Genomic DNA, 13,613 nt, shown 5'->3' on the forward strand with positions numbered 1-13,613 from the left:
CTCCGGATCACCTGGCCGTATCCCCTCATCACCCCCTCACCATCCCCTCACCGTCTCCGCGTGAGGCCCGCGCCGCCGCCGGGGGAAGCGGCCGGGGAGGGAGCCACCCTGCGGCGGGCCCGCATAACGGTCATCGCTCATATCCCGACGGCGCACCCGCATAACGGTCATCGCCCGCATTCCCATGGCGGGCCCGCATGACGGTCGCCGGCCACGCCGGGCCCGCGGGCGCGGGCCGTCACCGCTCGCGCGGGCGGCGGCCGGTGGCCGCCTCCGGTCACCGGCCGCCGCCCGCGAGCGGATTGTCAGTGCCCGACTTCAGACTGTCACCATGCCAGCCGAATCCTCAGCCCCGGCCACCGCCGTCTCCTCCGTCCCGGCGCCGCGCGACGGCCGTCCGGACCCCGCGGAGCCCGTCGAGCTCGCGGAGTTCGGAGAGCTCACCGTGCCCCACTGGTACGCCTTCTCCGACCGGCTCTCCGGGATCGGGTTCCTCACCGTCGCCCGCCGGCTCCCCGCGCTGGTCCGCCGGGCGCTGGGCATGGCCTGGCGGGCGAGCCCCCGCGACACGGCGGCCACCGTCGTCCTCAGCCTGCTCGGCGGGGTGTTCACCGCCTTCGGCCTGCTGGCCACGACCGGCGTGCTGAGCGCCCTGTTCAGCGCCGGGCCCACACCCGAACGGGTCAGGGCGGCGCTGCCCTCCCTGGCGCTGGTCGCCGGGGCCGCCTGCCTGCGCTCCGCGCTGCAGGCGGGCGCCGGCTGGGTGCAGGGCCGGCTCCGCCCGCAGGTCGGCCGGATCACCGAGGAACGGCTGTACGGCCTGACCAGCCAGGTCGACCTGGTCGCCTTCGACGACCCGGAGTTCCACGACGCGCTGCAGCGGGCCCAGGTGCGCGGGACGGACACCGCGCGCACGATGGTGGACACCACCATCGACACGATCACCGGCCTGATCGGCATCACCGCCGCGGCCGGCGTCCTCGGCGTGCTCCACCCGGTGCTGCTGCCGCTGCTGGTGCTGGCGGTGGTGCCGGACGCCTGGGCGGCGGTGCGCGCCGCGAAGATGGGATACGCCGCCGACCACTCGCTGATCTCGGCCCGCCGCCGCAAGTGGATCCTCGCCGACCTGATGGCCGAGCGGGAGACGGCCGCGGAGGTGCGGTCGTTCACGATGCGCGGCTTCCTGATGCGGATGTACGACTCGGTGGCCCGGGCCGAGCAGCGGGTCATGCTCGACCTGGCCAGGCGTCGGGCTCTCACCCGGGTCGTCGGGGAGGCGCTCGGCGGTCTCGGCACCCTGACGGTGTACGTGGCGCTGGGCGTGCTGCTGTCCCTCGGCACCGTCGCGCTGGCGGTGGCGGGCACGGCGGTGCTCGCCGTCCGTTCGGGCAAGGGGTCGCTGGAGAACCTCATGTACGCCGTCAACCGTCTCTACGAGGGGGGCCTGTACTTCACCGACTTCCTGGAGTTCTGCGCCCTGGCCGAGCGGCACCTGCCCCCGTCCCGCCCGCACCCGGCCCCCGAGGGGTTCGAGCGGATCACCGCGGAGGAGGTCGCCTTCACCTACCCCGGGGCCGACCGGCCGTCCCTGCGCGGCGTCTCCGTCCGCCTCGACCGCGGGGAGGTCGTCGCGCTCGTCGGGGAGAACGGCTCGGGCAAGACCACGCTGTCCAAGATCCTGGCCGGGCTCTACGAACCCGACGGCGGGCGCGTCCGCTGGGACGACGTGGACCTGTCGGAGGTCGACGCCGCCTCGCTGCGCCACCGCGTCGCGGTCATCGCCCAGGACCACAGCCGCTGGCCGCTGACCGTCCGGCACAACATCACCATGGGAGAGGGCAAGGGGGAGGCGGCGCTGGTCTCGGCCGCCGAGGTGGCGGGCGCCGACGAGGTCGTCGCCGAGCTGCCGCGCGGCTACGACACCCTGCTCGACCGGCGGTTCAAGGACGGCAGGGAGCTGTCCGGCGGCCAGTGGCAGCGGATCGCGGTGGCCCGCGGCTTCCACCGCGACGCCCCGCTGCTGATCTGCGACGAGCCGACCGCGGCCCTCGATGCCCGGGCCGAGCACGCCCTCTTCGAGCGGGTCAGGCGGCACGCCGAGGGCCGCACCGTCCTGATGATCACTCACCGGCTGGCCAGCGTCCGCCACGCCGACCGCATCTACGTCCTCAGCCACGGCGAGGTCGTCGAGCAGGGAACCCACGCCGAGCTCATGGAGCTCGACGGCCTGTACGCCGAGCTGTACAACCTCCAGGCCCGTGCCTACGCCCCCTGACCGGCCCGTTCTCCCGGGTCCGGCACGTCCCCCGGCCGGTCTACTCCCCCGGCGCGGCCCGTTCCCCCCGGCCGGGGGGCGGAAGGACCGCGCGCATGACGGCCCTGGCGATCGGGGCCGCCACCTCGCCGCCGAATCCGCCGTACTCCACGACGACCCCCACCGCGACCCTGGGGGCGTCGGCCGGGGCGAACCCGGTGAAGATCGCGTGGTCCTCGCGGGAGGCGGCGTTCTCGGCGGTGCCGGTCTTGGCGGCGACGTCGATCCCCGGGATCGCCGCCGCCGTGCCCGTACCGCCGGGCCGGGTGACGGCGATCATCATCGCGGTCAGCCGGTCGGCCTCGTCGGCGCCGAGGACCCGTCGATACCTCGACGGCTCGGCGTTGCCGATCACCGTGCCGTCGGCGAGGCGCACCTCCTCCACCAGGTAGGGGCGCATCAGCTCGCCGTTCCCGGCGATCGCGGCCGAGAACATCGCGATCATCAGGGGGGTGGCCCGGGTGTCGAACTGCCCCAGCGCCGACATGGCGGTCTGCGCCCGGTTCATCCGCTCCGGATAGACGCTCATGGCCACCGGCATGGGCACGGCGAGGTCGGCGGCGCCGAACCCGAACGCCTCGGCCTGCTCGCGCAGCGCGTTCTGGCCGAGATCCAGGCCGATCTTCGCGAACGGGGTGTTGCAGGAGACCTTGAAAGCGTAGGCCAGCGAGGGGTGGCCGTCGCCGCAGGCCGCGCCGCCGGAGTTGCGCACGCGCACGTGGGTGCCGGGCAGGCGGAACGCGGCGGGCGCGCTGACGGCGGTGGCCGGGCCGTACCGCTCGGAGCTGAGCGCGGCGGCGGTCGTGACGACCTTGAAAGCCGAGCCGGGCGGGTAGGTCCGCTGGATCGCCCGGTTCAGCAGCGGCCGGCCCGGGGCCCTCTGCAACCTCCGGTCGGCGGCGTCGAGCACGGCGGCGTCGAAGGTCGCGTACAGGTTCGGGTCGTAGGAGGGGTAGGAGGCCATGGCCAGGATCGCGCCGGTGTTCGGGTTGATCGCGACGACCGCCCCGGGCCGCCCGGTGGCGCGCAGCGCCCGGTAGGCCGCCCGCTGCGCGCGGCCGTCGAGGGTGAGCTTGAGGGTGGCCCCGCTGCGGATGCCGTCCATCAGCGAGCGCACCCTGACCTCGGGGTCGCTCCCGGACAGGGCGGGGTCCTCGGCCGCCTCGATGCCGGAGGAGCCGTAGAGCGACAGATAGCCGGTCACCGGCGCGTAGAGGGGGCCCTGAGGATAGACGCGCCGGTACCGGTAGGTGCGGTCGCCGCTCCTGCGGCTGGTGGCGATCACCGTCTCGTCGCGGAGCACGATGTCGCCCCGGGGACTGTCGAAACGCTCGATCATGCCGCGCCGGTTGCGGGGGTCCCCGGCGAGCCGGTCGGCCCGGAACGCCTGGATGTAGGTGGTGTTGACGAGCAGGGCGAGCAGCATCATCTCGCACGCCACGGCGACGCGCCCGAGCGGAGCGTTCATCCGCCGCGCGCGCTGCGTCGCCACGGCCCTCATGGCCCTCCCCCCGATCCCTTTCCCGGTCTAACAGTCAGACCGGAAAGGGGCCGCCGCACAGGGGCAAAGCGGCCGTACGGCTTGCGCCCCGCCACCGGGGCCCGTCCCACGGCTCCTCACCGGCTCCCCGCCGGGGGCGGGAGACGGCGGGACGGGCTCAGTCCACCACGGACCGGTAGTAAGCGATCTTGGCGCGGATGGCCCGCTGCCGTTCCTGGAGGGTGGTGATCTGCGCCTCCACCCGCTCGTCGTGGGCCTCCAGCAGCGCGATGCGGTCGCGGACCGTGTGGTCGCCGGCCCTGGCCAGCTCGGCGAAACGGACCATCTCCGCGATCGGCATACCGGTGTCGCGCAGGCAGCGCACCATGCCGAGCCAGCCGATGTCCTCATCGGAGAACCTGCGCTGGCCGGCCGCGTTGCGGCGGATCGACGACAGCAACCCGATCCGCTCGTAGTAGCGCAGGGTGTCGAGGCTGAACCCGGTCTCCTCGACCACCTGTCCCGGGGTGTACACGCTCACGCCCGGCAGCATCCCACCTGGAGCCCACTCCAGGTCAAGCGGGATACGCCGGACTTGACCCGGAGCGCACTCCAGGTCGCAGGGTTGGGCACATGACACGGATCCCCTTTGCTCTGGGCACCATTCCCTTCGGCACCGCCCTGGACGACCGGGCGACCTTCGCGATCCTCGACCGGTTCGCCGAGGCCGGCGGCACGATCCTGGACACCGCGAACAACTACCCGTTCTGGGTCGAGGGCGCGACCGGCGACGAGAGCGAGCTGGCCATCGGCCGCTGGCTGGCCGCGCGGGGCCACCGCGACCGGATCACGCTGAGCACCAAGTGCGGCGCGCGCCCCACCGTTCCGGGCGACCGTACCCTCGACTCGGTCGAGGGCCTGTCCGCGGCCGCGATCCGCTCGGCCGTCGAGGGCAGCCTGCGCCGGCTCGGCACCGACCACGTCGACGTCTACTGGGCGCACGTGGAGGACCGGTCGGTGCCGCTGGAGGAGACGCTGGGCGCGTTCGCCGAGCTGGTCGAGGCGGGCAAGGTGCGGGAGATCGGCGCGAGCAACCTGCCGGCCTGGCGGCTGGAGCGCGCCCGCGCCGTGTCGGCGGCGCACGGCCGGCCGGCCTACACCCACGTGCAGCTCCGTCACACCTATCTCCGGCCCCGTCCGGGGACGCGGCTGCCGGAGGGCGGGCACGTCCTGGTCCAGGACGACATGACGGACTACCTGCGCTCGGAGCCGGGCCTGACCCTGTGGGCCTACAACACGCTGATGGCCGGCGCCTACACCCGCCCCGACCGGCCGCTGCCGGAGATCTACGACCACCCGGGCACCGCCCGGGGACTCGCCGTGCTGCGCGAGGCCGCCGGCGAGCTGGGCGTGACCGTCAACCAGGTGGTGCTGGCCTGGCTGATCGGCGGGGACGTCCCGACGATCCCGATCGTCGGCGTGAGCTCCCTGGCCCAGCTCGACGAGGCGCTCGGCGCGGTCGACCTCAAGCTCGACGACGAGCTGCGCGCCCGCCTGGACACCGTACGGTGAACCGCCCGGACCCGGTACGGCGCGCCGCCCGGTGAGCCGCCCGGCCGCGGGGCCGGACGCGGCGGGCCGGGAGGGCAGGCGGTCAGGTGCGGGGCAGGAGGCCCGCGAGGTAGCGGCGGACCAGCAGCTTGCACTCGGCGATCAGGTCGGGGTCACCGTCGGGCCGGGTGCGGAAGGCGAGCTTGAGGACGGCGTCGGCCGCCTCGACCGCGACGACGAGCGCGCGGTCGAGACCCGGCCCGGCGGCGCCACCCGCCTGCTCGACGACGACGGCCCGGAGCCGGTCGGCCACGATGGCGTTGTTCTCCAGCGCCGCGTCGAGCATCCGCTCGGTCCCCCTGATCGCCGGGCCGCCGGGCGCGGACAGCACCTCGCCGAAGTCCACGACGCCGAACCCCGGCGTGGTGCGCTTCATGGCCACGAACTCGTCGACCGCCAGATCGGTCATCTCGGCCCAGTCCGACGGCGGGGCGGCCGACAGGCGGGCCACGATCCGGCCGAGGAAGGCGTCCAGGTTGCGCAGCGCGAGCGCGCGCACCAGCGCCTGTTTGTCGGAGAAGAACTGGTAGAAGGTCCCGATCGGCACCCCGGCCCGGCGCGCGACCTCCTTGGTGGTCAGTGCCTCGTACCCCACCTCGTCCAGCAGCCGCGCGCACTCGTCGAGCATCCGCTCGACGCGTTCCGCGCTGCGCCGCTGGGCGGGGCGGCGGCGCAGCGTTCCCCCGGCGACGTTCGTCATCGCCCCATCATCTCGCACGCGGGGGGACCGGCGGTTAACATGAGCCGGACTCATACCACTCGGAGGTCAGGATGTTCCTTTGGGGTACGGCCACCGCTTCCTACCAGATCGAGGGGGCCGTCTCCGAGGACGGCCGGGGCCCCTCGGTCTGGGACACCTTCGCCGGCGAGCCCGGCCGCGTCCGGGACGGGCACACCGGCGAGGTCGCCTGTGACCACTACCACCGCTGGCCCGAGGACGTCGAGCTGATGGCCGGACTGGGGGTGAACTCCTACCGTTTCTCCATCGCCTGGCCCCGCGTCCAGCCCGCGGGCTCCGGGCCGGTCAACCAGGCCGGCCTGGACTTCTACGACCGGCTGGTGGACGCCCTGTGCGCGAAGGACATCGTCCCGGCGGTCACGCTGTTCCACTGGGACCTGCCCCAGGCGCTGGAGGACCGCGGCGGCTGGCTGGACCGCGACACCGCCCACCGGTTCGCCGAGTACGCCGCGGTCGTGGCCGACCGGCTGGCCGACCGGGTGCCGCTGTGGATCACCCTGAACGAGCCCTTCGTGCACATGGTCTTCGGCTACGCCCTGGGGACCCACGCGCCCGGCAGGACTCTGCTCCTCGACGCGCTGCCGGTGGCCCACCACCAGCTCCTCGGGCACGGCCTGGCCGCGGCGGCGCTGCGCGAGCGGGGCGCCGGCCAGGTGCTGATCACCAACAACTGCACCCCGGTCCGGGCGGCCTCCGCGGACCCGGCCGACGTGGCCGCCGCGCACGCCTACGACACGCTGCACAACCGCCTGTTCAATGATCCCGTACTTCTCGGGAAATATCCGGATATGTCGGCGTACGGCGTGCGTCTCGACTGCGTCCGGGACGGCGACCTCGACTTGATCTCCGCCCCGCTCGACGGCCTCGGAATCAACTACTACAACCCCACCCGGATCGCCGCCCCCTCCGGCGACGGCCTGCCGTTCACCGACGCGGGGATCACCGGGTACCCCACCACCGCCTTCGGCTGGCCCGTCGTTCCCGACGGCCTGCGCGAGCTCCTGACCGGGCTCAAGGCCCGGTACGGCGACGCCCTGCCGCCCGTCTACGTCACCGAGAACGGCTGCTCCCAGGACGACGAGCCGGGCTCGGACGGCACGATCGACGACCGGGCCCGCATCGACTACCTCGACGGCCACATCGCGGCACTGGACCGGGCGCGCGCCGAGGGCGTGGACGTGCGCGGTTACTACGTGTGGTCCCTGCTGGACAACTTCGAGTGGGCCGAGGGCTACCACCAGCGGTTCGGGCTGGTCCACGTCGACTTCGCCACCGGGCGGCGCACCCCGAAGGCGTCCTACCACTGGCTCCGGGAGCGGCTGGTGGAGCGGACCGGAGCGGACGCCGATCCTCGGGAACCCTGACGCCCAGGCGTTTCAGGGGAAATATCCCTTTTTCTCTACCCTCAGGGGTGTTTTCTGTACGACCCATGGCCGTTCGAGTAGGCTCCGTGATCACCGGTGACGCGGGCGCGGGAGGCGCTTCGCGAAGGCCACCGGGAAGGGGGCCGGGCGAATCCGCGCCGCCGCGTACGCCCCGGACGGTCGTGTGGAGGTGCATCATGGCGGATCCAGACAAGCATCTGGCCGAGGACCACAGCTGGCTGGAGTCCCAGTGGCCCGGGCTGGAGGTCAAGAAGGACCAGACCGAGCACAACCCCACAAAGATCAAGAACTGCGTGACGGAACTCCAGGACATCCTGGAGCGCATGCAGGGCAGCGAGAAGGGCTCGTTCAGCACCGTGTCGGCCAAGACGAACGTCATGACGCTGAGCGCCATGGCCAAGGACTGGCCGGCGGGCAAGGCCCTCGGTGAGACCCTGGAGAACGGCAACCGGGAGTTCACCCAGGTGTACCAGGAGGTCATCCAGAAGCTCCAGGCCGCCATCCTGCTGCTCCAGAGCGGGGCCGGCACCTATGACGGCGCCGGCCTCGCCAATGGCGGAACGAAGAGCGTCTAGGGGCCGGAATGGACATCTCCAAGAAGACCCACATGATCAAGACCAGCTGCTATGACTTCACCGTCAAAGGCGACCAGCCGGTGGCCAGGGTCAAGCAGATCATCGAGACCTTGGACGGCGAGTCCATCAAGAACGCCGGGACCGCCTACCTGGACGCCTGCTCCCTGCTGGCGGAGTGCCAGCGCGCGGTCGAGAACGTCAGCAAGACCCTGGCCGAGTGCTGGAACGACAAGGCGTCGGTCGAGGCGCAGACCGCGCTGCGGTACATCCACGCGACGGCGCGCGAACTCTCCAACAAGGGCAACATGATGGGCCGCCCCCTGGAGTCGCTCGGCAACGCCCTTCCCGCCTACAAGGAGACCGGTGAGGGCGGGTTCGCCCCCTCGTGGAGCGAGAACACCTTCACCTTCAACGACAGCGTCCCGGACTTCTACGACACAAAAGACGGCGTCCAGTGGGGGTCGCAGAACCAGCTCGCCAAGGAGCACCTGGAGAAGCTCAACGCGGAGATCCAGCAGTGGCACGCCCTGCTTCCCGATTCCCTGCGCAAGGAGCTGCCGAGGATCGAGCCGCCGACCGTGCCCGGCCCGCCCTTCACGACCGTGGACTACCCCGGCGGATATCCGAACGCGGGACCGTACGGGCCCGGCGGGACGGGACCGTACGGCACGGGGCCCTACGGGAACGGCCCGAACGGGACGGGACCGTACGGGACGGGACCGTACGGCACCGATCCCTTCGCCACCGATCCCAACGGAACCGGCCCCAACGGCACGGGTCCCGATGGAACGGGTCCCGACGGCACGAACCCCGACGGGACCGGAACCCTGCCTCCGGGCGCCTACCCCGGTGACGGCGGCACCGGGCTTCCGGGGCAGAACGGGCCGGGTGCGGGGATGCCCGGGGGCGCGGGCGGGAACGGCACCGACCCCACCGGCGGCCTGACCGACCCGTCCAAGGGCCTGACCGACCCGTCCGGGAACCTGACGGACCCGTCCAAGGGCCTGACCTACCCCGCCGGATACGACGCCGGCAACGCGCGGACCACCGACCTGTCGTCGTTCCAGCCCCCGCAGGGCTACGACGGCAACGGCGTCGGGAACCCGAACCTGTCCGGCCCGAACACCTCCACCGGCACCTCCCCCTACACCTCCGCCACGCACACGGGTTCGCCGACGAACACCGGAACGGGCACCGGCGCCGGCACCGGTGGGATCGGCTCGTCCGGGTCGTTCGGCACCGCCGGGGTGCGCGCCGCCGCGCTGAACGCCGCCGAGGGCGCGGCGGGCAGCGGCATGTTCATGCCGCCCATGGGCGCCATGGGCGGCGCCGGCGCGGGCGCGGGCGAGCAGGAGCAGGAGACCGGCAGCAACCTGTGGGAGCACGACGACGTGTGGGGCGCCAACGACCACGAGGGCGCCGTCGACGGCCACATCCGCAGCGTCTGACGCCGTCGCCGGGCCGCCCGCCGGACGGGCGGCCCGGCGGCGCGGTCAGAACACCGAGACGTGGACGTGGTCGTAGTGGTTGGCGGTGACGCCGCCCCGGTCCGACATCATCCGCCAGCCGCCGCCGGAGCGGACGTCGTAGTAGCGCTGCTGCCAGATGAGGTACATCACGCCGAGGCGCGGGCCGTTGTCGATGACCCACTGGGCCAGGCGGTCGCCGCGTTCCTTGTCCGCCGGGGACGGCATCCGGCCGCCGCCGCTCATCATGAAGTCGCAGGCCCGGCCGCTGCCGTGGTCGCCGGGGTCGCCGGAGCGCAGGCAGCCGTAGCTGTAGGGCATCGGGAAGTTCCGGAGGACCTCGTTGCGCACGGCGACCATGCGGGGGGTGAGGCCGTCGCTGCCGGAGGGGGTCTCGAAGCCGTACTTGGCCAGCAACCCCTCGATCCGGACCCGGTCCTTCTTCAGTTTGGCGATGTCGGCCTTCAGCGCGGCGACCTTCTCGTCGGCGCTCTTCTCCGCCTTCTCGGCCTTCTTGATCAGGTCCTGGAACCGGCCGAGCTGGTTGGCGCGCAGGTCGGCGAGATAGGACATGGTGGCGGCGCCGCCCAGGGCGGCCGAGACGTCGCCCTGGAAGCTCAGCAGGTTGTCGCCGTCCAGCGGGACGCTCATGTAGGAGGTCTGGGCGAAGCGCACCACGTCGGCCCGGGCGGCGGCCAGTGACCTGCGCAGGCTCTTGACGTTCGTGGTCGCCTTGCCGGCCCGCACGCGGATGTCCTCCAGGCTCTGCACCTGGCCGCGGTACGCCTTGTCGAGCCGGTCGGCCTCGCGGGTCAGCCTGCGCAGCTCGGCCTCGGGGTCGGGCTTGGCGGCGGCGGGAACGGCGGCGGCCCCGGCGGACAGGAAGGGCGTCAGGAGCAGGGCGGCGAGCAGGACGACGAGCGCGGCCGGGCGGCTCCGTCTCACGCTTCGCTCACCTCCAGAGCCGCACGGACGGAGCGAAACTATAGAAGGTGATCTTGTAAATCGCCACCGGAACGGTCGAACTCGGCCTCACCGGTGCATCGCCCTCCCGTCCCCCTTGCCATCAACGGCAGAACATGATTCCGTCTCACCACCGGGAGGGCCCTCGGCGACAGGAGGCAGGACGACATGCGCCAGCACGACACGCTGTTCATCGGGGGCGACTGGGTGGCCCCCGCCGGAACCGGGACCATCGACGTCGTCTCGCCCCACACCGAAGAGGTCGTCGGCCGCGTTCCCGACGGGACCGCCGCCGACATGGACCGCGCGGTGGCCGCCGCCCGGCAGGCGTTCGACCACGGCCCCTGGCCGCGCATGACGATGGCCGAGCGCGCCGCCGTCGTCGGCAGGCTCGCCGAGATCTACGCGTCCCGGCAGGAGGAGATGGCCGAGCTCATCACGATGGAGATGGGCTCGCCCATCACCTTCTCCCGGATGGCGCAGGCCCCGCAGCCGCTCGGCATGCTGCAGTACTACGCCGAGCTCGGCCGCACGTTCCCCGTGGAGGAGGAGCGCCCGGGGACCTTCGGCCCGGTGACCGTGCGCCGCGAGCCGGTCGGCGTGGTCGCCGCCGTGGTGCCGTGGAACGTCCCGCAGTTCGTCATCATGATCAAGCTCGCCCCCGCGCTCGTCGCGGGTTGCACGGTCGTGGTCAAGCCCGCCCCCGAGACGCCGCTCGACTCCTACCTGCTGGCCGAGATGGTCAAGGAGGCCGGCATCCCCGACGGCGTCGTCAACATCGTCGCCGCCGGGCGCGAGGCCGGCGAGCACCTCGTCTCCCATCCCGGCGTGGACAAGGTCGCCTTCACCGGTTCCACCGCGGCGGGCCGGCGCATCGCCGCGATCTGCGGCGAGCAGCTCAAGCGGTGCACCCTGGAGCTCGGCGGCAAGTCGGCCGCGATCATCCTGGACGACTGCGACCTGCCCTCGGCGATGGGCTTCCTGTCCATCGCCACGCTGATGAACAACGGCCAGGCGTGCGTGGCCCAGACCCGCATCCTGGCCTCGCGCAACCGCTACGACGAGGTGGTGGAGGCGGTCGCCGGGATGGTCCGCGCCATGCCGGTCGGCGACCCCGCCGACCCGGCCACCGGCATCGGCCCGCTGGTCGCCGAACGGCAGCGGGAGCGGGTCGAGAACTACATCAGGATCGGCATCGACGAGGGCGCCAAGCCCGTCCTCGGCGGCCTGGAGCGACCCCGCGACCGGGGCTGGTACGTCGCCCCCACGGTCTTCGCCGGGGCCACCAACGAGATGCGCGTCGCCCGCGAGGAGATCTTCGGCCCGGTCCTGACGGTGATCCCGTACGAGAACGAGGACGACGCCGTCCGCATCGCCAACGACAGCGACTACGGCCTGCACGGCACGGTGTGGACCGCCGACCCCGGGCACGGCATGGAGATCGCCCGCCGGGTGCGCACCGGCTCCTACGGCGTCAACCTCCTGATGATCGAGAACAGCTCGCCGTTCGGCGGGTACAAGAGCAGCGGCCTCGGCCGGGAGCTGGGCCCGGAGGGCCTCGCGGCCTACCTGGAGTACAAGTCCATCGCCCGCCTGGGCTGAGCCGCCGGCCCGGCCGTGCCGTACGGTTCTGCGGAAAACCGTACGGCGCGGCCGGAAGCGTGGATGGCCGGCCCAGCGCGCCCCCGCGTCGCTGGACCGCCGCCGCTGCGGTGGAGCATGCCCCACGTGTCCCGGCATGCGGGTCTACGTGCCCCTTGGGCGTCTCCCGGCGGGTTAAACCCATCCGTTCTAGGTAGACGTCATTCATCCGGGATTGGTTCGTGGAATCCGGCAAAGTTTTTTCGGAGCCCCGAACCCGGCCCGGCGGTGCCGTCCGGGGTCGCCCCGGTTTTGGTGTGGAGGACCTCGCGGGCCTGTTCGGCGGCGCGGAGGAGGTTTTCGGTGATGAAGTCGTGGAATCGGGCGACGTTCTCCAGGCGGACGGCGGCCGGGGTGCCGGGGCCGAGGATGGCGACGCCCTGCCGCGCGGTCTCGATGAGCTGGTCGTTGGCCCGGGCGCTGCGGATCATCGACTGGTACCACAGGTCGTCGTCGACGAGGTAGCGCTCGCGGCGGCGTTCGTCGCGTTCCCGGCGGACGAGGTCCAGGCCCTCCAGGAACGTGATCGCCTTGGAGACGGAGGCGGGGCTCACCTGGAGGCGCCGGGCGAGCTCGGAGGCGGTGAGGCTGCCGGCGTCGGTGGTGTAGAGGCAGCCCAGCACCCGGGCCATCATCTTGGGCAGGCCCGAGATCATGAAGACGGTGGTGAGGGCCTCCTGGTAGTCGCGCACGGCCTCGGCGTCGCGTCCGTAGGGCTGGGGGGCCGGCCCCGTCCCCCGGGGCGGGGTCTGCCCGCGCCGGTGGGTGCGTTGCTGGGTGGCGCGGTGAGCCAGGTCGGCGCGGTAGCCGGTGGGGCCGCCGTTGCGCATCACCTCGCGGGTGATCGTGGAGGTGGGGCGGTCGAGGCGGCGGGCGATCTCGGCGTAGGCGAGGCCGTCGGCCAGTCCCAGTGCGATCTGCTGGCGGTCCTGCTGGGTGAGCCTGCCTCCCGGCATCGCGATCTCCTTCGCGCCCCATGGGTGCTCCATGGGGCCGCTCGGCGTTCCCTGACGCCTCCACCATAGCGTTCGCCTTCAATTCATTGCAACGTTCGACCGCCTCGACGTTGCGTTACGCGAGAAGACGTTGCAATGATTATCTCGTGTCTACCTGCATAAATGCTGATCGCAAGCAAAGAACGTGTTGCATAGATTCGGAAAGCAACGTAGCTTTCTCGTTGTCGGAAACAACGAGCCGCCACCACGAGGGAGCACACGATGCACACGTTCACCACCCCCGCCCCGATCACCGCCATCCTGCACCTCCCCGCCGGACGCGTCCGGCTCATCGCCGCCGACCGCACCGACACCACGGTCGAGATCCTGCCCGCCAACACCGCCAAGGACCGCGACCTCAAGGCCGCCGAGCAGACCACGGCCGAGTACGCCGACGGCGTCCTGCGGATCGAGACCCCGGCGAACAACCACCGCCTCGGCCCG

The 13,613-nt window shown here is 72.3% G+C and carries 11 protein-coding genes and 1 pseudogene; 7 read left to right on the forward strand and 5 right to left on the reverse strand.

Annotated features, from left to right (window positions below):
- The first annotated feature begins 331 nt into the window (after positions 1-331).
- The gene (locus IEZ10_RS16885) at positions 332-2,275 is read left to right on the forward strand and encodes an ABC transporter ATP-binding protein (RefSeq protein WP_189247435.1); all 1,944 of its coding nucleotides are present in this window, start codon (positions 332-334) and stop codon (positions 2,273-2,275) included.
- Positions 2,276-2,315: 40 nt separating this feature from the next.
- Here IEZ10_RS16885 and IEZ10_RS16890 read toward each other — a convergent pair whose 3' ends face one another.
- Positions 2,316-3,815 carry a peptidoglycan D,D-transpeptidase FtsI family protein gene (locus tag IEZ10_RS16890; protein ID WP_229811350.1) on the reverse strand — a complete coding sequence of 500 codons (1,500 nt, stop codon included), beginning with the start codon at positions 3,813-3,815 and terminating at the stop codon, positions 2,316-2,318.
- Between the two features lie 157 nt (positions 3,816-3,972).
- Positions 3,973-4,335 carry a MerR family transcriptional regulator gene (locus IEZ10_RS16895; protein ID WP_229811351.1) on the reverse strand — a complete coding sequence of 121 codons (363 nt, stop codon included), beginning with the start codon at positions 4,333-4,335 and terminating at the stop codon, positions 3,973-3,975.
- 92 nt (positions 4,336-4,427) lie between these two features.
- Between IEZ10_RS16895 and IEZ10_RS16900 the strand changes: the two genes are divergently transcribed.
- Complete coding sequence (locus IEZ10_RS16900; RefSeq protein WP_189247437.1) at positions 4,428-5,366, forward strand: aldo/keto reductase; 939 nt, start codon at positions 4,428-4,430, stop codon at positions 5,364-5,366.
- A gap of 82 nt (positions 5,367-5,448) precedes the next feature.
- On the opposite strand, the gene IEZ10_RS16905 is transcribed toward IEZ10_RS16900, so the two are convergent.
- Positions 5,449-6,105, reverse strand: coding sequence for a TetR/AcrR family transcriptional regulator (locus IEZ10_RS16905; protein WP_189247438.1), 657 nt, complete (start codon positions 6,103-6,105; stop codon positions 5,449-5,451).
- Positions 6,106-6,176: 71 nt separating this feature from the next.
- Between IEZ10_RS16905 and IEZ10_RS16910 the strand changes: the two genes are divergently transcribed.
- From IEZ10_RS16910 to IEZ10_RS16920, 3 genes are all read left to right on the forward strand, one after another.
- Positions 6,177-7,508 carry a GH1 family beta-glucosidase gene (locus IEZ10_RS16910; protein WP_189247439.1) on the forward strand — a complete coding sequence of 444 codons (1,332 nt, stop codon included), beginning with the start codon at positions 6,177-6,179 and terminating at the stop codon, positions 7,506-7,508.
- Between the two features lie 197 nt (positions 7,509-7,705).
- Positions 7,706-8,104, forward strand: coding sequence for a hypothetical protein (locus IEZ10_RS16915; protein ID WP_189247440.1), 399 nt, complete (start codon positions 7,706-7,708; stop codon positions 8,102-8,104).
- 8 nt (positions 8,105-8,112) lie between these two features.
- Positions 8,113-9,552, forward strand: a complete 1,440-nt coding sequence (locus tag IEZ10_RS16920; protein ID WP_189247441.1) for a hypothetical protein — start codon at positions 8,113-8,115, stop codon at positions 9,550-9,552.
- A gap of 45 nt (positions 9,553-9,597) precedes the next feature.
- On the opposite strand, the gene IEZ10_RS16925 is transcribed toward IEZ10_RS16920, so the two are convergent.
- Positions 9,598-10,515 (reverse strand): coiled-coil domain-containing protein, encoded by a 918-nt coding sequence (locus tag IEZ10_RS16925; protein WP_189247442.1) that lies wholly within the window; start codon positions 10,513-10,515, stop codon positions 9,598-9,600.
- Between the two features lie 186 nt (positions 10,516-10,701).
- On the opposite strand from IEZ10_RS16925, the gene IEZ10_RS16930 reads away from it, so the two are divergent.
- The gene (locus IEZ10_RS16930; RefSeq protein ID WP_189247443.1) at positions 10,702-12,135 is read left to right on the forward strand and encodes an aldehyde dehydrogenase; all 1,434 of its coding nucleotides are present in this window, start codon (positions 10,702-10,704) and stop codon (positions 12,133-12,135) included.
- Between the two features lie 200 nt (positions 12,136-12,335).
- Here the strand turns inward: IEZ10_RS16930 and IEZ10_RS16935 are convergent, their stop codons facing one another.
- Positions 12,336-13,130 carry a GbsR/MarR family transcriptional regulator gene (locus tag IEZ10_RS16935; protein ID WP_189247485.1) on the reverse strand — a complete coding sequence of 265 codons (795 nt, stop codon included), beginning with the start codon at positions 13,128-13,130 and terminating at the stop codon, positions 12,336-12,338.
- A gap of 261 nt (positions 13,131-13,391) precedes the next feature.
- On the opposite strand from IEZ10_RS16935, the pseudogene IEZ10_RS16940 reads away from it, so the two are divergent.
- A pseudogene (locus IEZ10_RS16940) lies at positions 13,392-13,613 on the forward strand (DUF4097 family beta strand repeat-containing protein); the annotation flags it as partial.

Source organism: Streptosporangium pseudovulgare (assembly GCF_014648055.1).
Classification (GTDB): Bacteria; Actinomycetota; Actinomycetes; order Streptosporangiales; family Streptosporangiaceae; genus Streptosporangium; species Streptosporangium pseudovulgare.